Source organism: Corynebacterium sp. L4757, from assembly GCF_043673995.1.
Taxonomy (GTDB): Bacteria; Actinomycetota; Actinomycetes; order Mycobacteriales; family Mycobacteriaceae; genus Corynebacterium.
Genome location: NZ_JBIMEN010000012.1, coordinates 45,546 through 66,305, shown reverse-complemented (window position 1 = coordinate 66,305; position 20,760 = coordinate 45,546). Strand labels below are relative to the sequence as shown.

Annotated in this window: 21 protein-coding genes and 2 pseudogenes; 12 read left to right on the top strand and 11 right to left on the bottom strand. The window is 62.1% G+C overall.

All coding sequences use genetic code 11. From position 1 onward, the window contains the following. From ACG98I_RS11995 to ACG98I_RS11985, 3 genes and pseudogenes are all read left to right on the top strand, one after another. A partial coding sequence (locus ACG98I_RS11995) for a SulP family inorganic anion transporter (protein WP_394732569.1) occupies window positions 1-822 on the top strand: 822 nt, incomplete at its 5' end. Window positions 823-937: 115 nt separating this feature from the next. Then, window positions 938-1,653 (top strand): annotated as a pseudogene (locus ACG98I_RS11990) (IS6 family transposase). A gap of 319 nt (window positions 1,654-1,972) precedes the next feature. Further along, a complete protein-coding gene (locus tag ACG98I_RS11985) occupies window positions 1,973-2,368 on the top strand; it encodes a hypothetical protein (protein ID WP_394732567.1) in 396 nt (131 codons plus the stop codon). Window positions 2,369-2,815: 447 nt separating this feature from the next. On the opposite strand, the gene lnt is transcribed toward ACG98I_RS11985, so the two are convergent. Further along, a complete protein-coding gene (lnt, locus tag ACG98I_RS11980; protein ID WP_168939865.1) occupies window positions 2,816-4,285 on the bottom strand; it encodes an apolipoprotein N-acyltransferase in 1,470 nt (489 codons plus the stop codon). 387 nt (window positions 4,286-4,672) lie between these two features. Between lnt and ACG98I_RS11975 the strand changes: the two genes are divergently transcribed. Then, window positions 4,673-5,308: a TlpA family protein disulfide reductase gene (locus ACG98I_RS11975; RefSeq protein WP_168939863.1), complete on the top strand. Its 636-nt coding sequence runs from the start codon at window positions 4,673-4,675 to the stop codon at window positions 5,306-5,308. Between the two features lie 40 nt (window positions 5,309-5,348). On the opposite strand, the gene ACG98I_RS11970 is transcribed toward ACG98I_RS11975, so the two are convergent. The 3 genes from ACG98I_RS11970 to ACG98I_RS11960 all read right to left on the bottom strand — a co-directional run bounded on the left by ACG98I_RS11970 (window position 5,349) and on the right by ACG98I_RS11960 (window position 7,945). Continuing rightward, complete coding sequence (locus ACG98I_RS11970) at window positions 5,349-6,161, bottom strand: cytochrome c biogenesis CcdA family protein (protein ID WP_168939862.1); 813 nt, start codon at window positions 6,159-6,161, stop codon at window positions 5,349-5,351. Between the two features lie 139 nt (window positions 6,162-6,300). Further along, entirely contained in the window at window positions 6,301-7,170 is an 870-nt protein-coding gene (locus ACG98I_RS11965) for a cytochrome c biogenesis CcdA family protein (protein ID WP_168939861.1), read from the bottom strand. 4 nt (window positions 7,171-7,174) lie between these two features. Next, on the bottom strand, window positions 7,175-7,945 hold the full coding sequence (locus tag ACG98I_RS11960; protein WP_168939860.1) for a thioredoxin domain-containing protein: 771 nt from the start codon (window positions 7,943-7,945) through the stop codon (window positions 7,175-7,177). Between the two features lie 127 nt (window positions 7,946-8,072). Here ACG98I_RS11960 and ACG98I_RS11955 point away from each other — a divergent pair, with 127 nt between their 5' ends. The 4 genes from ACG98I_RS11955 (at window position 8,073) to ACG98I_RS11940 (ending at window position 11,670) form a co-directional block, all read left to right on the top strand. Continuing rightward, window positions 8,073-8,621: a hypothetical protein gene (locus ACG98I_RS11955; protein ID WP_394720806.1), complete on the top strand. Its 549-nt coding sequence runs from the start codon at window positions 8,073-8,075 to the stop codon at window positions 8,619-8,621. Beyond that, window positions 8,611-8,982, top strand: coding sequence for a BlaI/MecI/CopY family transcriptional regulator (locus ACG98I_RS11950; protein WP_015399486.1), 372 nt, complete (start codon window positions 8,611-8,613; stop codon window positions 8,980-8,982). Before ACG98I_RS11955 ends, ACG98I_RS11950 begins: the two co-directional genes overlap by 11 nt. Next, window positions 8,979-9,965: a M56 family metallopeptidase gene (locus tag ACG98I_RS11945; RefSeq protein ID WP_168939857.1), complete on the top strand. Its 987-nt coding sequence runs from the start codon at window positions 8,979-8,981 to the stop codon at window positions 9,963-9,965. The genes ACG98I_RS11950 and ACG98I_RS11945 overlap by 4 nt, the downstream gene beginning before the upstream one ends. A 298-nt stretch (window positions 9,966-10,263) precedes the next feature. Then, a complete protein-coding gene (locus tag ACG98I_RS11940) occupies window positions 10,264-11,670 on the top strand; it encodes a rhodanese-like domain-containing protein (RefSeq protein ID WP_394720807.1) in 1,407 nt (468 codons plus the stop codon). Window positions 11,671-11,892: 222 nt separating this feature from the next. Here ACG98I_RS11940 and ACG98I_RS11935 read toward each other — a convergent pair whose 3' ends face one another. The 4 genes from ACG98I_RS11935 to ACG98I_RS11920 form a co-directional block, all read right to left on the bottom strand. Further along, a complete protein-coding gene (locus tag ACG98I_RS11935; RefSeq protein ID WP_394720808.1) occupies window positions 11,893-13,167 on the bottom strand; it encodes an MFS transporter in 1,275 nt (424 codons plus the stop codon). A gap of 231 nt (window positions 13,168-13,398) precedes the next feature. Then, a complete protein-coding gene (locus tag ACG98I_RS11930) occupies window positions 13,399-14,262 on the bottom strand; it encodes a sulfite exporter TauE/SafE family protein (protein ID WP_394720809.1) in 864 nt (287 codons plus the stop codon). Window positions 14,263-14,294: 32 nt separating this feature from the next. After that, window positions 14,295-14,591 carry a rhodanese-like domain-containing protein gene (locus ACG98I_RS11925; protein ID WP_003848340.1) on the bottom strand — a complete coding sequence of 99 codons (297 nt, stop codon included), beginning with the start codon at window positions 14,589-14,591 and terminating at the stop codon, window positions 14,295-14,297. Between the two features lie 42 nt (window positions 14,592-14,633). After that, entirely contained in the window at window positions 14,634-15,227 is a 594-nt protein-coding gene (locus tag ACG98I_RS11920) for a rhodanese-like domain-containing protein (RefSeq protein WP_394720810.1), read from the bottom strand. Between the two features lie 144 nt (window positions 15,228-15,371). On the opposite strand from ACG98I_RS11920, the gene ACG98I_RS11915 reads away from it, so the two are divergent. Further along, the gene (locus ACG98I_RS11915; protein ID WP_394720811.1) at window positions 15,372-15,629 is read left to right on the top strand and encodes a metal-sensitive transcriptional regulator; all 258 of its coding nucleotides are present in this window, start codon (window positions 15,372-15,374) and stop codon (window positions 15,627-15,629) included. A 69-nt stretch (window positions 15,630-15,698) separates the two neighbouring features. Beyond that, complete coding sequence (locus tag ACG98I_RS11910; protein WP_394720812.1) at window positions 15,699-16,124, top strand: DUF302 domain-containing protein; 426 nt, start codon at window positions 15,699-15,701, stop codon at window positions 16,122-16,124. Between the two features lie 472 nt (window positions 16,125-16,596). On the opposite strand, the pseudogene ACG98I_RS11905 reads toward ACG98I_RS11910, so the two are convergent. Continuing rightward, a pseudogene (locus tag ACG98I_RS11905) lies at window positions 16,597-16,767 on the bottom strand (ISL3 family transposase); the annotation flags it as partial. A 144-nt stretch (window positions 16,768-16,911) separates the two neighbouring features. Between ACG98I_RS11905 and ACG98I_RS11900 the strand changes: the two are divergent. Further along, window positions 16,912-18,051, top strand: coding sequence for a calcium/sodium antiporter (locus ACG98I_RS11900; RefSeq protein ID WP_394720813.1), 1,140 nt, complete (start codon window positions 16,912-16,914; stop codon window positions 18,049-18,051). Between the two features lie 572 nt (window positions 18,052-18,623). Here the strand turns inward: ACG98I_RS11900 and ACG98I_RS11895 are convergent. Both ACG98I_RS11895 and ACG98I_RS11890 read right to left on the bottom strand, forming a co-directional pair. Then, window positions 18,624-19,397, bottom strand: coding sequence for a hypothetical protein (locus tag ACG98I_RS11895; protein WP_394720814.1), 774 nt, complete (start codon window positions 19,395-19,397; stop codon window positions 18,624-18,626). 218 nt (window positions 19,398-19,615) lie between these two features. Then, window positions 19,616-20,362 (bottom strand): YfbU family protein, encoded by a 747-nt coding sequence (locus ACG98I_RS11890; protein ID WP_394720815.1) that lies wholly within the window; start codon window positions 20,360-20,362, stop codon window positions 19,616-19,618. Between the two features lie 155 nt (window positions 20,363-20,517). Between ACG98I_RS11890 and ACG98I_RS11885 the strand changes: the two genes are divergently transcribed. Next, the gene (locus ACG98I_RS11885; RefSeq protein WP_075722080.1) at window positions 20,518-20,754 is read left to right on the top strand and encodes a recombinase family protein; all 237 of its coding nucleotides are present in this window, start codon (window positions 20,518-20,520) and stop codon (window positions 20,752-20,754) included. Window positions 20,755-20,760 lie beyond the last annotated feature (6 nt).

The window sequence follows — 20,760 nt, the reverse complement described above, 5'->3', positions numbered from 1 at the left end:
TATGCCCTGGCCATGGCCGTGGTCGGTCTCATGGAATCGTTGATGACCGCCAAGCTCGTCGATGACATCACCGACACTCATTCCGATAAAACTCGCGAATCCTGGGGACAGGGGGTGGCTAATATTGCCTCCGGTTTCTTCGGCGGCATGGGTGGCTGCGCGATGATCGGTCAAACCATGATCAACGTCCGCGAATCCGGGGCACGTACCCGCCTATCCACCCTGCTAGCCGGCGTGTTCCTGCTGGTCCTGGTCCTGACACTGGGCGATATCGTTGGCATGATCCCGATGGCTGCGCTGGTGGCAATCATGATCATGGTCTCGGTCGGCACGATCGACTGGCACTCGGTGCATCCACGCACCCTTAAACTCATGCCGGTCCCTGAGACCATTGTTATGGCCGTGACGATTATTGCCACCCTAGCCACCCACAACCTGGCCATCGGTGTGGTGCTGGGTGTGGTCACCGCGATGATCATGTTCGCCCGTCGGGTGGCACATATCGTTTCCATTGAAAAGGTCTCCGAGATCGACGGCGATGGCGATGGCCAGATTGATACTCGTACCTACCGGGTGCATGGCCAGTTGTTTTGGGCATCAAGCAATGACCTGGTTTATCGCTTTGATTACACCGATTCTGCCCGTCATATCACTATTGATCTCACTGAGGCGGAGATCTGGGATGCCTCCACGGTCGCGACCTTTGACGCGATTACGCAGAAGTTCCAGGACAGAGGCAAAACCGTGTCCATTATCGGGCTCGACGGTCCCAGTCAGGACCGGCTGAACCGACTGTCTGGCCGGCTTGGCACCGGCCACTAACATCCCCCGACTCGAGCACATCGACTTGGCGCCCCAACTTATAACCGGGGCGCCAGTTTATTGGTGCTGTTGCAAAGTTGGGGCATAGGAAAAGCGACGTGAAATAATCACAGCCATTGGTATCTTCTCCGGTCGTCATTTCCCCCGTGACATCATTCTGTGGGCAGTGCGGTGGTACTGCCGCTACGGGGTGAGCTACCGCGATCTCGAAGAGATGATGACTTCAGCGGGGCGTGCCGGTCGATCACACCACCATCTACCGCTGGGTCCAGAAATACGCCCCTGAGCTGGACAAGCAAACACGGTGGTACCGGCAGGTACCTGACTGGCAGGCCAAGTTCCTGGCGGGTGGATGAAACCTACATCCGGGTCGGCGACAGGTGGTGCTACCTCTGATCTGGCGATCACCGCCGGTGGCCAGACCCTGGACTTTTACCTCTCTCCGAAGCCGAACGTGGCCGCAGCGAAGCGTTTCCTGGCCAAGGCCCTCAGATCCAATGCGTCAGCCGGGTATCCCAGAGTGATCAACACCGATAAAGCACCCTCCCTAGCCAGGGCAATCGCCGAGTTGAAGTCAGAGGGAATCTGCCCGCCAACAGTGGAACACCGGCAGGTGAAATACCTCAACAACATCCTGGAAGGCGACCATGGTCGGCTGAAGCGGATCCTCGGGCCGAAAGGCGCGTTTAAGAACCGGACATCTACATATCGGACGTTGAAAGGGATGGAGGCGATGCACTCATTGCGGAAAGGGCAAGGCACGATGTTTGACCTCACGGGCAACCGAACCCGGACGCGGTGATCGTCAACCGGGTCTTCGAGACGGCCTAACAACGCCCACACGCAGCGGCCATCAGAGAATGAGAAACTGAGTCTTCGCTGCTCTCCGCCCAATTTTGCAACAGCACCCGTGCTGGCGCACCATCTGTTCGTGGATGCGGTTTGCCTCTTCTTCGGTGTCGGCGGCGGTGCCCGCAATCCTCGGCTCCGAGATCCAGGCCAGCCCCCTGGCCATGCCGGACGGGAACGCCCCAACACAGATGGTGCTGTTTGCCGATGGCTCCATCGGCGCGGCCGTCTCCGGGTCGGAGGGGCCCGCCAGATCGACACCCTGCCCGCCACCGCCGGTGAGGTGTTCAACACCGCCGGGATGCCCACCGAGGAGGCCCTGGCCAACGCCGAAGTGCTCTACTGTATCAGGGACCGCGGCGTCGAACTCGACAGTTTCACCTCCGCCGTGGCCGCGGCGAAGTACAATGCGGAGGTTCGCGAGCTCCTCGATGACCGCGCTGTGTTGCTCGGCTACGCCGCTGCCCAGTTAGCCGAGGAGCACCGTGCCTCGACCATCGTGGTCGCCGGCTCCGCGTTCACCGACGATCCCCACGCACCGAAGCTTTTCGCCTCCACGGTGCGCTCGCAGCTGGGCGGTCGTGGTGAGTGCACTGAACTGCGGATGATCCCCACCCACCGCGAGATCGTATGTGCCATCGCACGCGCCGTGGCCCTCGACCCGTTGCTGCGGGAGCCCTTGGAGCTGATGGCGTAGGGGTTTAAAGACGCGCTGTTTCGGTTGTATCGAGGTGTTGAAGGTTGCGTAGGCTCTCAGCCCCGACCCTCTAAGCCCGGGATATTCGGGAAAACACCCGCCCGAGGATCCGGCTCTCGGCGGGTAGGGGAGATACACCAGTCGCGGGCCCGCCCCGCAAGACCGGGATGTCATGTTGGAAGGAGTAGAGCGATTGTCGAAAACGATCACCTGCTCAACATGTTCCCTCTCGCATTAATAACCATTTTTCCCAAGCTGCATTCTGCGGCCCAGTGCTGGTCACCCCGTTTGTGACGTGACCGTCGTCTCCTGTTAACGATGCTGATCTTCGCTGTCTGGGTGCATTTTGGAAAGGAGACGGCCTGTGCGGCAAACAAACCCCCAAGGGCCATGAAACTGCAACGCATAGAACGCGACAGCTTCGCCCGACCGGACCTAGGACCAGGTTCAGGCGGCCACCTTGGCACCTGACCTTCTCCTCTGCGAGCCGACGAGGCGGGCGACCACTGGCCATGCGAACACCAACACCACGAGAACCAGCATGGGCGTGTCACCCATGCGCGCGTAGGGCGTCATGCCAGTGTGAAGTGGAACGGTTGCTGTCAGTAGTTCGCTCGTACCCAACTCGCTGAGCTGGGACACTGTCCCATCAGGTTGGATGACCGCCGAGTAGCCGGTGGGGGCAGCCTGAAGCACGGTGCGGCCGAACTCACTGGCACGCATCCGGGAGGCAGCCACTTCGACCGCGGGTACTTCATCAGTAACGAATGACGAGGCGTTGGTCGGTGCAAGAAGCAGCTGCCCGCCATGGCGGACGGCATCGGCGACCCGGGAGGCGAAGAACACCTCGTAGGAGATGACGATCCCCAGTCGTGGGGTCCCTTCCGGGTCAAGCACCGCTGGCCCCTCGCCAACAATGGCATCACGCGGTATGAATCGCGTGTCCTCACTGAGCCGTTCGAACAAATCCCGCAGGGGAATGTACTCACCGAAAGGCACACGGTGCTGCTTTTCATAGCGGCCCAACCGGGCACCGTCCGGACCCCACAACACCGACGCGTTCCGGAATCCCTCCCCCTCAGACTCGGTAACCCCAACGACAACGTTGGTGTCGAGCCGCCGGGCCACCTCCGCAAAGGCTACATCGATGGAGGACCCGGCAACGGGGCCGTCGACATTGGCGACATTTTCGGGCAGCAGGACCAGATCGGGGCTACCCGTGATGCCCCCCACGGCCTGCAGGTGCCTACGGGTGGTATCAAACGAGCCGGTGTCGATGGCGTGAAGCCCGCGGGGACCTCCCCCTTGGACGAGCACAACATCAAGGGTGCCTTCTGCCGCATCACCCACGGCAACTGGGGCAGCCAACGGCACCGCCAGTGCGCCTACGACTGCGGCCACCGATATTCTCCGGGTTCGTCGCGGACCGAGGATGACAGCGGCGACACCAGCACCCGAGATTGCAGCCAATGCGGTCACCAGCAGGGACCCACCCAAGGGGGCCGCAGCCATGAAGGGGCCGTCAGGCTGGCTCAACCCGAACGCGGGCAGCGGGAAACCACCGAATGGGAACCGGTGCTGCACCGCCTCCAACACCACCAAGGCGGCAGGCGTGAGCAGCCACCACCCCGACCAGTTCTGACGGAAAGTGATATCGCTGCGCGAGACGGCGGCAACCAGCGTCAATAGCAGCGCTTGGAGGGCCACAACCGCTATGTATCCGGCCACATTGAAATCGGCGAGCCAATCCAGGGCAATAGCGTAGTGAACCACCCCGCACAATCCACCGAGCCAGAAACGGTGGCGGAGTGGCTGGCCCGCCAGGGCCAGCATGAACACCGCCACGCCCACCGGGAATAACACCCACCAACCACGGGGCGGCAGGGCCAACCACCACACGAGCGCGGCTGCCCCCATCAAAGCGGCGCTGACGGCCAGCCTGCCCCAACTGTCACCAGCTCTCCCTCCCGGGGGTGGTGAGACCGTCGCGGTCCGCTTGCTTGTGATGGTCACGCCAACCTCGCTTCTCTTGTGACACCGGGTGATTTCTCATCCGGAACCTGGATGCCCAGGTTGCTACTATGTCACATAGTCGACTACGTAATATAGTAACCTCATTTCGATCGCGGGCCATGGCTCCTGCCGCAGGATGAGCACATGACGCGAGGTGCCGATTAAACAAGCGCCTAGGGATATGGGGCAAGCAACAACACCGTCGGCGGGCCAGAGGCCACAGCAGGGCCGACAGTGCTTGCCGAGAAAGGCAACCGCGCACAACTGCTGGAGGCAGGAGGAGTATTTGGGATGAATAACAGCATCAAGGGATACCTCATCGGCGGGGTGTTACTGACCATCTTGGTCGTCCTCGCCGTTCCGATCATGCTCAGCGGTCCGGAAGGCCAGGGGTCGGGTGTGGTCCTTCGATCGGAGGAGCCGGAGCCTGATCCGGTTGACGGTATCGCCCCGAATCCGGCCGAGGTGCCCCAAGGGGTACGGCCCAGTTGTGCCGGACAGGGTGCTGCTGGCGTGGTACTTCCCTGTCTGGGGGCGGAAAATGGTGATACTCCGGCTGATGGTCAGCCTGAGGGCACCGAGGCGAGCGTGATCAATGTCTGGGCCTGGTGGTGCGAGCCCTGCCGGGAGGAGCTGCCTATTTTTGATGAGTTCGCCGACGCGCACCCGGAATACGACGTGGTGGGCGTGCATGCGGATGCTTATCCGGCCAACGGCGTGGAGATGCTTGACTCTCTAGAGGTCGATCTTCCCAGCTACCAGGACAGTGACAATACGTTTGCAGGAACACTCGGCTTGCCGGGGGTGGTTCCCATCACGGTCTTGGCGGTCGATGGGGAACAGGTCGCCGTGTTCGCGCAGACCTTCCAGTCGGTGGAGGAACTCGAGCAGAAGGTCGCCGAAGGACTGCTTGGCCGAGGGGCATGAGCCTTCCAGCCGCCGATAGGCTGCCGGCGGCTGGGAAGGGCTACAGCAAGGTGGCGCCGTATTCCACGGTCCATTGACGCACCCAGTTGATGAAGTAAGCCCAGGCTCCGCTGAGCAGGGCAATGCCGACGAGGACCATCAGCGCGCCCCCGAGTATCTGGATCTTCCGGGAGTGACGCCGCAGCCAGTCAATCGTGCGCATGGCACGGGCGGATTCGAAGGCAACCAGCAAAAACGGTAGGCCGAGTCCCAGGCAATAGCCGATGATGAGGATGACCCCGCGTACCGCGGTCATCCCCTCGGTGCCGGCGGAAACGGAGATGATCGCCGCCAGTGTGGGTCCCAGACACGGGGTCCAACCCAGGGCGAAAACCCCGCCGAGCAGCGGGGCACCGAGCCAGGTCGTCCACATCTTCGGGCTCAACCGGGTGTCGCGCTGCAGAGCGGGCACGAGCCCCATGAACACCAGTCCCATGAGGATGGTGACCACGCCACCAAGGCGCATGAGCGTATCCGCATTGAGGGTGAGCATGCTGATGGCGCCGAAAGCAGTCACCGTGGCCAGTACGAAGACGACGGTGAAACCGAGGATGAACAGCCCGGCCGCACCGGCTACCGCCCACTGGCGTTTCGTGATCACCGGTCCGCGTTGAGCGTCGTAGTCGACCTCGGCCCCAACCACACCAGCGAGGTAGGACATGTACCCGGGGACGAGCGGAATGACGCACGGGGAGGCGAAGGAGACCAGGCCCGCGGCGGCGGCAGCGAGAATGCCGAGCAGCAAGGGGCCGGTCGCAGCGGTGGTGGCGAACTGCTCACCGATCGCCAGCTGCGCCAGCACATCGACGGTCATAGGGGTATACCTCCTCGGCCAGGGTTATAGCGATGTCCAGGATGTCCTCGGCAATGACCTTCGAGGGAGCACCGCGGCCGACCGGTGCTCGATACCCAGGACGCTGTGGGGTGAGATGACCGGGGGTGATTCACCGCGGTCAGCGGGTGATGGTCCCACCGCTTTCCCGGACAGCGTGCGAGGTGTCCTGGGGATCTCGTCGTTTGTTCCAGACAAGAAGGATAACGGCGGCGACAAGGATGATGGCCACAATATCGATAAGCGGGTTGCCGAATAGGGAGGCCGCCTGCTGCAGCCATGCCTGTGTCTCGGCGGGGACTAGTTCTGGTACGCCGACCAGTCCGTTGGTGGTCCAGAAGATAATGCCGACCATGATGATCAGCCCTCCGCTGATGACCGAGGTGGTGTGCCACTGTCGGCCGAGGAAACTAAACCCTCGACCGCGCAACATGCGTTGCCCGCGTTGTCCGATCCGGGTCCACAGGGCGGCGATCACGATCAGGGGCAGGACCATTCCGGCCCCATACGTGCTCAAGATCAGCGCTGAGGAGAAGGCATTGCCGCTGGTGGCCGCGAGGGTCAACACCGCCCCCAGGATGGGTCCGGAGCAAAACCCGGCGACACTGCTCGTCATGCCCAGCAGGAAGCTTTTTCCCAGTCCGGTCGACGCCGCCGCTCGTGACTGCAGGTTGGCTTGGCCGGGGAGGAGTCGGGAGGTGTCAAAACCGTGGCCGAAGATCTGCACGATGCCCAGCAAGATCAGCACAAGCGAGGAGATCACGATGATGGTCTGTCGGTGCGAGACAAACAACTCGCCCAGGAACCCAGCCCCGAGCCCGAGCGGGACGAGCAGCACCAAAAGACCGGCGTAGAAGATGACCCCGTGAAGCAGGAGTCGTGGACCGGCACCTACTGAGGAGGCGAAAAAGGCGGGAAGGAGCAACGCGGCACAGGGGCTCAACAGGGCCAGCACACCGCCGAGAAAAGCGCTCACCAGACCGATGTCCACGTGTCTACTCCTTGTCCGAGAGGGCTAGTTCCACAGCGCCCAGGAACACCTCGGTCGGCTGCGCCCCCATGATGGGCTGACCCCCCAGGATGAACGCCGGTGTGGAGTAGGCCCCCACATCCAGTCCCAACTGTGCGTTACCGGCCACCACCTCGGCGGTTTCCGGGGCGTGGAAGTCGGCTGTGAAGGCCTCGGTATCCAGACCCAGGTCCCCGGCCAGGGCGATCAGTGCCTCGTCGCTGAGTTGTTCTTCTGAGCGGTTTTCACCGTTGTCGAACAAGGCGTGGTGGTACTCCAGGTAGGCGTCGTCGCCCTGGAGGGCGGCGGCGTACGCGGCGCGGGACGCGCGTTCCGAAGCCGGCCCGAACAGATTCAGATCACGCCACTCGATACGCAGGTCCCCGGCCTTGACATACTCCATCATCGCCGGCAGGGTCTCTGCGCTCCATTTGGCGCAGTAGGGGCACTGGTAGTCGGAGAAGACCACCAGCCCCACCGGTGCATCCACCGGCCCCACCGCCAAAGGATCCGCCTCATCCCTGGTCTCCACGGCGGTGAGATCTGGTCCCGTAGGCTCCTGCGCACTCGACCCCTGGGAGGGGGCTTCCGGTCCCACCTGTGCTCCTGCTGCAGTCTGCGGACCGGCTCCCGCGGAACCGGTGTCCCGGCTCATGACCGCAACGATGCCCACGAGCGCCACCGCGACGGCGATGACGATCACCGGAACCACCCACGTATTTTTGTGGGACCTGCGGGTGTCGGATCCTCGGGTCATGTGACTTTCCCTCCATGCCCCCCTGTAGGGGCAGCTCTGCTACAAAACTAGATCAACTATGTCACATAGTCGACTACTTCTCATAGTTGACTACGTGGAGTAGTTGGTCTGTGGCAGACTGAGGGACATGGAAAACTCGACAGCTCTGGTTCTCGAGCGCCCCAGGCAGGGGCGTCGGGATGCGCTCACGGCATTGTCCTGGTGGACTCCCCGCCACGTTATGATCGCGCTCGTTGCTGCGGTGGTAGTCGCGCTCCTCATTGGCCTGCCCAGTGTGCTCATCCCGAATCCGTGGTTTGGCCGGGAGATTCCTACGGTGTGGTGGAACTATCCCGTCTGGCTGGTGACCTCGGGGTTATCCGGCATGCTCATCGCCACATACGTGACCACTGACGAGTCGGATGCCGGGGAAGAGGGGCGCAGTGCGCGGCGGTCGAGTCGCCTGGGACTGGCTGGCGGGGCGCTCGCCTGGTTCGCCGTGGGGTGCCCGGTCTGCAATAAAATTGTGCTCTTGGCCATTGGTTACTCCGGAGCCCTGACCTGGTTTGCCCCCGCACAGCCCTATCTCGCGCTGATCGGGCTGGTGCTGACTGCTATCGCCCTTATCTGGCGGCTCCGGGGGCAGGTATCGTGTCCGATGCCCATACCACACAAGGAGTCAACTAATGAGCACTGAGCGGGGAATTCCGGCCCTGGGACCGCTGGAAGAGCAGGTGATGCACATTTTGTGGAATCACGGGCAACTAACGGTCCGGGAGGTCATCGACCACCTCCCCGGCGATCCGGCCTACACGACGATCGCGACCGTCCTACGCCACCTGGGAGGCAAAGGAATGGTCACCGTCGTCAAAGACGGGAGATCGGCCAGGCATGCCGTCCAAATGAGCAGGGAGGAATACACCGCCGGAATCATGGACCAGGCCCTTGAGGCCAGCCGGAACCGGACCGCATCAATCCTCCACTTCGTCGACACCATCGGCGAGGACGACCGTGCCCTGCTTCGGGAATATCTGCAACGGCAGGAAGGGCGACCATGATCACCGCCCCGATTCTGTGGGCGGCCTTTGTCGTCGTGATGCTTCTTGTCGTGGGCCTGATCGGACCGGTTTTCCTGCGTAAAGCCGCCCCCGCTCTGGCGCGGGTACCGCGGGTGGCGATTGCCCTTTTGGCCGGGGGTATCCTCATCTGGCCCGCAGCGCTGTTGTCTCTGGGTCTGATCTTTGCCTGGGTGGTTTCCGGGCCGGTGATCTTGCCTGTCGGGGCCTCGGAGGTGTGCCGGCAGTGCCTGGCCGCCTCCAATCCGTTCACCACCGCCCCCTTCGATACGCGAATTCCCTCCGCCGTGCTCATCGCCGTTCCCGTGCTGGTCGGAGCCATCAGCGCCGTCGGTGTCATCGCGGAATACCGGGGCCGAGTGCGACGTTCCCGGCACACGGCATCCGTGGTGCTCGACGGCTCCACCCGGCAGATGATTCACGGGCACACGGTGGCGGTGGTGGCCGATGACCGCCCCTGGGCGCTGACTTTTTCCTCCCGGCAGGGTGGTATCGCGGTGTCCACCGGGACGCTCGACCGGTTGGGTGGTGACGAGTTGGCGGCTGTCCTCGCCCACGAAGCCGCCCACCTGCGGCAACGCCACCACGTGGTCTCCGACCTGGTGGCCAGCATCGCCGCCCACCTGCGCTGGGTGCCTTTTATCCGGGAGGCGGCCGCGGCGCTGCCGGCCTATCTGGAAATCGCGGCAGATGAGCGGGCCTGCCGACAGGCGGGAACCCCGGCTATGGTCCGGGCCCTCCTTGTCCTCGGCGACCGCACGACACCGGCGGGAGTCGCTGACCCTGCCTCCGGTCCGCTGTTGGCGGCCGGCCCCGATCGCATTCCGCACCTGGTCCGCCCCGAAGTCGGTAGGCGGGGATACTTTCCGGCGGCGGCAGCCTCCGCCCAGCTTCTCATCTTGGGTGCAGTCAGTGCCGTCGTCCTCGCGTCCTACACCGGGGCGTTACTCAGTGGCTGCATCTAGCAGATTCCCTGTCTGACCTGCCTTGGTCTCGACCGGTTGAGCCGACGGAGCTTTTCGGGTTCTTGAGGCTTCCCGGGCAGGGGGACATGTGACTCGCTGGAGACGTCTTGGTGCTACAGGGGCAGGTCTTGCATGTGCATCGTCAAAAAGCGAGCGAACAGAGCCCGCACGGGGCGTCTGAAGCTACGTTCTTAGGGGAGCTCCACCATTGCGGAATACCCCGTGGGGTATTATGGTTGTGGTGTATGACCGAGGAGAACTTCCCCGGTTGCCCCCGATTTCCTGTGAAGGAGAAACCATGCTTATCGAGCGCATCTACGACAAGGACCTGGCTCAGGCCAGCTACTTTATCGGCTGTCAGGCCAAGAACACGGCCGTGGTAGTCGATCCCCGCCGAGATATCGACGTCTACCAGGCAATGGCAGAAAAGAACGGTATGACGATCGTCGCTGTGACCGAGACCCACATCCACGCCGATTACCTCTCAGGCACCCGGGAGCTGGCCGCAGCCGTTGGGGCGGATGTTTATGTCTCGGGTGAAGGCGGCCAGGACTGGCAGTACGAGTTCGACGCCAAGCGGCTGCACGATGGCGATGAGATCCGGATCGGCAACATCACCATCGCGGCCGTCCACACCCCCGGCCACACCCCGGAGCACCTGTCCTTCCTGGTCACCGACGGCGCCTTCGCCGACGAGCCCGGGTACATGCTCACCGGTGACTTCGTTTTCGCCGGGGATCTGGGCCGACCCGATCTACTGGATGAGGCCGCCGGGGGTGTGGACACCCGTTTCGAGGGAGCCAAGCAGATGTTCGCCAGCCTGCGGGACAAGTTCCTCACCCTGCCCGACCACATCCAGGTCTTTCCCGGCCACGGGGCGGGCTCGGCCTGCGGCAAGTCACTGGGCGCCCTGCCGTCGACCACAGTCGGCTACGAGCGCAAGTACTCCTGGTGGGGTCACTACCTGGCCGACAACGACGAGCAGGGCTTCATCGATGAGCTGCTCGACGGCCAGCCTGATGCCCCGGCTTACTTCGGCAGGATGAAGGTGCACAACCGCCGTGGCCCGGCCATCATGGGCGAGCGTGCCCCCCTGACCGAGCTGGATACCGCGACCGTCGCCGCCCAGCTGGAGGCCGATGAGGTGACCTTCGTCGACACCCGCTCCGCCGATCAGGTCCACACCGGCACCGTCACCCGGGCCCTGAACATCCCGGCCGGGGGCTCGGTGGCCACCTACGCCGCCTGGGTCGTCGACCCCGACAACGACGACCGTCCGCTGGTTCTGCTGGCCGACGACCAGGAGTCCGCGCAGGAGTTCTGGGACCACCTGGTCCGTGTCGGCATTGACGCCGTCGCCGGTTACGTGACCGGCCTCGAGGGTCTGCCGCAGACCACGCCGCGGGTGATCGGCCCCGCCGAGCTCGAGTCCTTCGACGCGGTGATGCGCCTCGACGTCCGCGCCAAGAGTGAATACGACGACGGGCACGTCCCCGGGGCTACTCAGCTGCATGGCGGGCGGGTGCTGTGGAACCTCGACCAGCTTCCCGAGGAGGGCACCATCGTGACCTACTGCCAGAGCGGTACCCGCAGCTCGGTGGCGGCCAACGGACTGCGCCATGCCGGCTATGACGTGGTCGAGCTGAAAGGCTCCTACGAGGCGTGGCGTGACCACCAGGCCAAGGTGGGCGCCACCCAGCGCTAAATCTGAGACCGCGACAAAAAGAGGGACCGTCCCATCGGGGGCGGTCCCTCTTTCGATTCAGCCTCGTTCCTTCCCGGAGAAGGCTGTGGGGATTAAGCGAGACTAGGTGGCTCACGCTCGCTGGGAGGTGAATTCGTGCCCAGCGGCACCACCGCGGTCCCGTCCTCTACCTCCCACGACACAGAAGGACGGGGCGAAACCAGGCGCCGGCATCAGGAGTGCTCAGGCCGGGATCATGGCACGCACCGGCGGGTGTGTCTCGTACAGGCGTACCGCCACCACCAGCGCTGAGACCGCGCTAACGGCCGCAGCCGCCCACACGGCGGCATGCAGGCCCACGAGGTCGGCGACCATCCCACCGAGCAAGGCGCCAGCCGCATAACCGAGGTCCCGCCACACCCGGTACACCCCCACCGTGCGGCCACGCTGGGCGGGGTGGGCGACATCACCGACCACGGCCAACAGGGTGGGATAGACCAGAGCGGTGCCTGCCCCCAAGACGACCGCGCCGATCGCCCAACCGGTGAAACCGTCACTGAGAGCGATGACCACCAGTCCAAGAGCCTGGGTGGCCATGCCGCTGGTGATGAAGGGTTTGCGGCCACACCGATCGGAGGCCGCACCAGTGACCAGCTGCCCACCCCCCCACACTCCCGGGTAGAGGGCGAAAAGCACCCCGATCTGGGTCAGGCTCAGCTCTGCGGTGGCAAACAGCAGGGGGAACAGGCCCCAGGACAGGCCGAAATTGAGGTTGTTGACCAGTCCCGCCTGGCTGGCGGCGGACAGGGCTGGTTCGCGGATGCTGGTATCGAGGAAGATATCCCGATTGGTCCGTACCGGGATAGGGGCATCAGGGTCGGGGTGGTTGGTTCCAGCGGCCTCCAAGGTGGCGTGGTCCCGGGTTTCACGCACCCACCAGGTGCTGATGCCCAGGGCGAGGACGGCATAGGCCAAACCCAGTAGAAACGGCACTGGGCGCAGTCCATACTGCTCGGCGAGGTGGCCGGCGAGCAGGGAGGTGACCGCGACCGCGGCGTAACCGGCGGCCTCGTTAAGCCCCATCGCTAGGCCCCGATGGGCAGGTCCGGCCAGATCGATCTTCATGACCACAGTCGTCGACCAGGTCAGACCCTGGTTGATCCCGAGTAGGATGTTGGCGGCGATCACCCACCACCAGGTCGGGGCGAGGATGAGCATCACCGGCACCGGCAGGGCGATCAACCAGCCGATCAGCAGGACCGGTTTGCGTCCGTACCGGTCCGACCACGTTCCGGCAAACCAGTTGGCGGCGGCCTTGGTCACCCCGAAGGCGGCGATATAGGTGAACACGAAGGTGTAACCGGTCAGGCCGAATTCGTGCTCGGCGAGTAGGGGCAGCACGGTCTGTTGTTGGCCGACCATGCCGCCGACCAGGGCATTGACCACCACCAGGAGGGTGAACTGGGTGGCGTTGGCCCGCAGGCCCAGCACGGGGACCGGTCGTGGACGAGAGAACATGGAAAACTCCTGTCAGGGGCATCGAGGAAGGCGTGCGGATCCGCCGGACCACCGCATGGGTGAGGTGGTGGTGTGCGCAGGAAACGCCAGCAGGACGTGTTCTCGGTTCCGTGGCCATAAGGTCGGTGGCACCTCGGTCGACGGATCGGGAACACGTCCTGCTGGGTTGAGTGGGCGAGTGCACCTGTCGGTGGTGGCCGCGGGCGCCGGAGATGGGGAAGTGGTGGGTTCCTACCGGGTTGCGGCGGTGCTCCGCAGGGGGCAGGCGGGAACGGTGAACCAGCAAACCGCTGCGGCGACGGCCACGAGAGCGGCAGCGATAGCAGCGACCCCGGTGGTGGCGAAGAGCTCCTGAATGAGGACGAAGACGCCCATCACCAGGACGAAGACGCCGAAGCCCTTGCGCAGCAGTGCTTCAGGGATACGCCCGGCCAGGCGGGATCCGAGCAACGAGCCGAGGACGGCGGCAACGGTGACCGCACCCACCAGGGCCCAGTCCAGTTCGACGGAGGTGAGGTAGCCGGCCAGGCCGGCAAACGACTTCATGGTGATGACCACCAGGGAGGTGCCCACGGCCACCGGCATGGACAACCCACCCAGCAAAGCCAACGCGGGGACAACGAGGAACCCACCCCCCGCGCCCACCAGACCGGTGATCACGCCGACGACCAGACCGTCGAGGATCACCCTGCCCAGGGGCAGGTCACGGTCCTTGGTCTCACCCGCGGAGCCCTTGCGGCCGCGGATCATCGCGATGGAGGTGGCGATCATCATCAACGCGAACGCGATCATCAACACCACGCTGGGGATGTGCCCGCCGAGCAATCCGCCGCCGAAAGCACCCGCCATGCCGGCGGCGCCGAAGATCACGCCGGTGCGCCACTTTACCCGGCGGTTGCGCGCGTGGTTGATCGCGCTGACCGCGGAGGTCACGCCGACGACGAACAGGGAGGCGGCGATGGCTTCCTTCGGGTCGAGTCCAGCAACATAGGTCAAGATGGGCACGGTGAGGATCGATCCGCCGCCGCCGAGCAGGCCGAGCGACAGGCCGATCAGGATCGACAACAACAGGGTGAGGATGAGCGTGATGGTCATGGGGTGTCCTAGTCGGGTAGCCGGGGCCTGGGTCAGCGGGTGGGTAGGCCGGCCCGCTGCCAGGCGGTCATCCCGCCGGCCATGGTATCGGCTGTGTACCCCGCCTGGTTGAGGGCATCGGCCACCGCCGCACTGCGGTTACCGCTACGGCACACGACAATAATGGGCCGGTCCTTATCAAGGTCGCCGAGTCGGGAGCCCAGTTGACCCATCGGAATGTGAAGGGCACCGGGGATCATGCCCTCGGCTACCTCGAAGCCCTCCCGAACGTCGAGGATTTGATCCTGGGTGTAGCGCTTCTGGGCGTCGGGGACGGTGATTTCTGCCATGGTCGTTCTCCTTATGGCGCTTAGGGGGGTAGAGGGTGGGGATTAGGCTAACGGGTGGGGGATCTGGTTGATGGCCTCGGCCGCGGTGGGAGCAGCGGTGGTCTTGTTCCAGGGCATCACCGACAGGGCCTTGCCCATCGCGCAGGTATTGGTCACCCCGGAAAACGTCAGGCCGGCGCCAATGGCTCCGGCGACGGTGCGCAGTTTCGGGGAGAGGAACTTACCGCCCACCAGGCCGGTGACGACCAGGGAACCGGCGACCAGACGCACCTGACGTTCGAGGTCCCAACGCTGGGCACCTCGGACGACGTCACCGCCGGCGGCGGCGAAGGCGTTCACCCCACCGGTGAGCACATGGGCGGTCTCCACCCCGGCGGCGCCGAGACGTTGACGGGCCTGCTCCGCGCGGACACCGGACTGGCAGACCAGGATCACGCGCTCACCGAGACGCTCGGCGAGCTGTTCGGTGTGCTCGGAGACTAGCGACAGTGGCACGTTGTAGGAACCACGGATGTGCAGGGCCTCAAATTCAGCCGGGGAGCGCACGTCAATGACAACGAGGTCCTTGTGGTCGGTGATCCACTGGCGCACGGTGGCCGGCTCGACGGTAGTAATGGTGGTAGAAGGCGAGTTCATGGAGATCCTTTCAAGGCTGTTACTGGGAGCTTCACCCAGTCTGCCATATACCCCCCGGGGTATGCAAGATACGGGTGCGGGTATGCAAAATGCCCCTCTCCGTATAGGGTGAAAGTACGTTTCCACCCTGCACAAGGAGTCCTGATGCAACTCGAATCCAGCGAAATGAAGCCGGTTATCAACCGCCTCAAGCGCGCCCAAGGGCAGCTTTCTGCCGTGGTGCGCATGCTTGAGGAGGGGGGCGAGTGCAAGGAAGTTGTCACCCAACTCTCGGCGGTGACCAAGGCGCTCGACCGGGCGGGTTTTGCGATCATCGCCACCGGACTCGAGCAGTGTTTGGCCAACCCGGAGGAGTCGATGGACAAAAAGGAAATGGAGAAGCTCTTCCTCTCCCTTGCGTGATCCGCCAGCCACTGTCAGACTGGGGCGTGATGTCAGTGCCGAGTTCACCTATGTTTAAGGAGTCAGAGCATGTCCTACACCCACAGTGTCACCGTGTCCCTGTCCTACGAGGACGCTGTCACACGTACCCGTGCGGCCCTGGCTGAGCACGGATTCGGCGTACTCAGCGAGATCGATGTCCGTGCCACTTTCGATAAGAAACTCGGAACCGACGCCGCCGAGGCAGTGGGAGACTACGTCATTCTCGGCGCCTGCAACCCCACCCTGGCCAGTAAAGCCCTGGCCGCGGAACCGGAGCTGGGGGCTTTGCTGCCGTGCAACGTTGTTGTCCGGCGGGGCCCAGGGGATGACGGGACTACCGTCGAGGCGATCGACCCGCAGACCATGGTGAAACTAGGCGAAAGTGACCAGGTCCGGGAGGTCGCCGCCGACGCTGACGCCCGGCTCCAGGCAGCGTTGGCCGACATCGCCGGGGGCAGTGAGTCCGGCTCCTGATCCGGTGGCCAGTTAGGCCACGGCCCGGAAACCAGTGAGAAAATAATCCCGACCCCAGGCAGGGGCATGATCATCCCGCGTTGACGAGTGGAAGATCTTGCCGGTAGGAAGTTCCCCCCCCCGGAGCCGGTGAATCCGGGGGGCAGGCGTAGCAAAGCAGGCCCGCTTCGCTGTGGCGGGCACCATTACGTTTCTTTCACCTGCCCTGCATGCGTTTTCATGCCCTAGGCAGTAGGGCCGCTTCCACTGGGCGGGTCACCGGACCCTCTCGACTGCTAGCTGGTGCCTTACGAGGCGGCCCGCTCGACAATGGCGATGATGTCCTGGTACTCAGCTTTGAGCTGATACTCGTTCAGGCGCAGTATTCGCCATGTCGATTCGTCCAGGCGATCGAGCTGCCGACGGTAGTCGGCGAGGCTGTCGCGGATGACCTCCGGCGGGGGTCATGGGGACTGGGCCCGAACCCCGGAAAGTGGACACGCTTGGTGCCGGGCTGGGAGCATTCAGGACAGGCGTCGCTGACGGCCACAGGTGCGGCATCGATGATGGTGATGTTTCCAGCATTGGCGGCACCGGTGATCGTCAATCCGATCTCGGCGGTCCGGCAGATGGTGTCGGTCACGAGGTTGCCACTAGAATGCACAGTAGGGTCCTGGTTCGGTTGGATGAAAGCGTCGTAACTCTCATTTTGTACCGGCCAGGACCCCTACATGTTGTGCCACCCCGAACCCCGCCCCGCGGTCAACTACGCACTCCGAAACGCGAAGAGCCGGTACACTCCGGTCCCATGGACTTTCTGGATGTGGGACGCATCATTATGGGATTGGTGTTGTTGATTGTGGGCGGGGAGTTGTTGGTGCGAGGTGCTTCAGTGCTGGCCCGCCGGGTGGGAATCTCCTCTCTGGTGGTCGGGCTGACCGTGGTAGCAGCAGCCACGTCCGCACCGGAACTGGCGGTGACCATCGGGGCCGTCTGGCAGGATGAACCCGGGCTGGCCGTCGGCAACGTGGTGGGTAGCAGTATCGTCAACATCTTGTTCATTCTCGGCCTCTCCGCCCTGATCCTCCCCCTGATCGTCACACGCGGACTAGTGCGATTCGACGTTCCCCTCATGGTCGCCCTGTCGGCGGGGTTGCTTGTGATGGCCCTTGATGGAGTAATCAGCCCGGTCGACGGTCTGATCCTGTTCGGCGTGGTCGTCACGCACACGGTGTGGACCATTGCTACCAGCCGTCGCAGAACACGATTACCGGTCGGTGCCGCAGAGTCCGCCGCTGTTTCGTCTACCTCCGACGTCGGGGATGGGGATGAAAAATCACCCGTCGCATCAACTACCAAGTCCCTCCTGTTCATAGTGGGCGGGATCGCGCTGCTGGTGGGCGGGGCCACACTACTGGTCGACGGGGCGGTCAACATCGCTACCGGGCTGGGTGTTAGCAGTCTCGTGGTCGGATTGACCGTCGTTGCTATCGGTACGTCCCTGCCTGAGCTGGTGACCTCCATTACCGCGGTGCGCCGTGGCGAACGGGACATCGCGGTGGGCAATATCGTGGGCAGCAATATCTTCAACATTGGAGTGGTGCTCGGACTACCCGCCCTGATTTCCCTTGAGGGCATCCCGGTGTCCAGTGCCGCAGTGGCCTTTGATCTTCCGGTGATGCTGGCCGCCGCGGCCGCCCTGTTACCTGTTGTCTTCACCGGATTTGTGGTGTCCCGGTGGGAGGGGGCCACTTTTCTCGGACTCTATGTGGCCTACACGGGTTATCTTGTTCTTGCGGCTACCGAGCACGATGCCCTGAAGGGGTTTACCGCCGTGATGGCGGGGTTCATCCTCCCGCTGGTTATTGTCACGCTGATCGCCTTCACCTCCTATGAGATTGGACTACGCAAGGGGAGAAAAGACCTCGCACGTACAGACCCGTCTTGATCCCAGCCTTCCGGATCTGAGGGGGACGGCCTCAACTTCCCTGTGTTTAGAACGACCGAATATGAACCAGGGGAAGGCCCTCCTGTGCTCCAGGGTGGCCTGGGTTATGGTCTTGTTGGTCGGGCCGGAGCTCCTCCGGATAGGTCGCCCTGGGCTCACCTACGCACTCCGAAACGCGAAGAGCCAAGATATCTCGGGAGCTGCCAGGGTCCCTATGGAATCACCAGCAAAGCACTACAGCCCTAGAAGGGATCTCCAAGCAGCAAGGAGACAATACTCGACTACGGGAAAGTTATTAAGGCCACTTTGCAGCAAAAGTCAGGACAAAATGCGGTTGTAAGCCCGAGCACGGTGTTCTTAAATGATGGAACACGTCTTGACTTCCGGACTGCGAGCAGGTCTGGTGGATACACAATTGATATCAACACAACCACGCACACAAAGAACTTCAAGGTCCATGTTGGATGCGGGGATGGGGGAGTGGATCTACTCTCGCGGCACCCCAAAACAACTGTTTACCAGGTGAAAAGCTTTAACTCTCCGCTGTCGCTCGTTGATTCTAGGCCTGTTGATCATTGAGGTTTACGCCTAATGACGTCGGGTATTCGGGCAGGGCCAGTAACCCATACTTCCGCTCCTGGCCACAGTGCGTTGACAGTGCGACCAGAGATCCGGTGCCAGTGGCGCAGTGTAGCGACATCCAGTAGTGGTTCGAGATGTGAAGCACGGTTTCTCGCGTGCAGCAGGGTTGAGCACCAGTAGTAGGCCGTGCCCGCTGAAGCATTAAATCCTTTACCTGTACCGCAGATGTTTGTTTTTAGATTTATTGCCTCGTTCCAGATGTCAATTTGCGGAGCGGTGGAGCGCCCGCCGAGACTGATGGGTTTTGGAATAAGATGTCGCCATGTCCCGAATGTTAGGGATGCCACTAGGTCATCATGGGTGGGGGATAGGTTCGTACGGTTCCCTTGAGGGTCTTTCATGCCTCCCTGTGCTTTGGCTTCCCACCATTTTCCGTGTAAATCCCCTGGCTTACGGTGGGGAGATTTTGACCAGTTTGGGGGCGGAGTGGGTCGAACAATGTGAGAAAGTGGTACTTGGGGTCTGGTGATCCATTCATGGGTTCCGCCTTGGATGGTGTTCCATTCTCTCAGCTGTTGATCAATGGTGTCGCGAAGGGCAACCTCAACGATAGCTAGAGTGCTGGTCACCGCGGCAGCTACATCGATGTTCCATTGATACAGGGCAAGAGCTTTCTCCGGATCTTGGTTTGCTGCGGCGAGATAGGTCTGGAATCTCGGGGTAGGGATGTTATTGATGAGTTGTTGGCGGGTTGAGGCTCTCATGCTGGTTTTCTATCTAGCTTTCGCGGTTTTCAGGTTTGCGTCATTGCGGAGGGGGAGGTAAAGTATTTCTTACTGAGCAGGAATCACCTGCAAATTAAAAGAAATTCTGGTCCTGAGCTTATAGTTCAGGGCCGCTTTTCGTTTTTAATGACAACCGTTGGTCTAGTTTGCAGTATTGTGCATTATGTCTTACGTCCGTCGTGAACAGCTTTTTGTTTTTACTTAAGCTGGGCTCCCGGGGCGGCTAACAGTACACGACTAATTTCCTTCGCATTAAGGTTGGAACGGGCGCCTCGACTCGCGGCCTTGCGCCATGCCGGCTTAAATTCTGCAAGCATGGCGCGATAGGTCGGTAACATCTCACTGTGGGAGTTGCCACCTTGAGTTTGAAGGAACTCTTTCTGTTCCTCCCAGCGGCAAGTTTCGACAAGATAGCCCACGTAGCCAGCGAGCTTGGATTCAAGATCGATTTGGTAATCAAACCCTCGGAAAGAACCGTAGTATTCAGCGTCGACAACACCGGTCTGTTCCCAACCGTTTCTACCAAGGTCTTGGATGCTGTATTTAATCACCCGAAACATGTCAAGGATGTCCCACACAAGCTTGCATTCCTCATAGGTTAATCCGTCATTGGCGCCGGAAAATATACGGGGATATTCTCCTGCATACCCGTATTCAAGTGCTTTCATCGTGCCCTGGATGGATTCCGCGTCATATAGCTCGTCAGGTAGGTCACCGTGAGCGGCGAGTAAAAGTTGACACCCCAGGGACAAGGTCTTGCGTTCAACGACGCTTAAGGAAAAATTCTGCTGGGGTTGCCTTTGGAACTCTTCTTCGTTGATCTGCCCGACTTGCGCCTCGAGGATTTGGCGAAGGTAATCGCTCTGGGATTGGCCGTTTCCTTCGGCCTCCTTGGTAATAAGGGCCTTGAGCTCGTCGGGAATGCGGATGGTTATGGATTTCATAATTTCCCTCAATTCGCTATGTATTCAAGTCTTACAAATTAAGATACGCGCTTACGTTACCAAAGAGCAATTATGCCCGGCTGGAGTACACCCCAAAAGAACAGTTTTTAAATTACAACCCCCCTCGCAAACTTAATGTTCACTAGGGTTGTGTTATGGATAATGGAACAGAACCGTCACTACCTCTAGACATTCCTGAACATTCCGAGGTTATTTCCGGGAAAAAGGTCGGCTATGCGCGGGTTAGCTCTAAAGATCAGAATCTGGAGCGGCAAACCGCAGCGTTGAAGAAAGAAAAGTGCTTTCGCATCTTCGACGATACTGTCAGCGGTTCGTCCACCGACCGTCCTGGGTTGGATGGGGCGTTGAAGGGCCTGACCCCCGAAAAGTAGACAAGT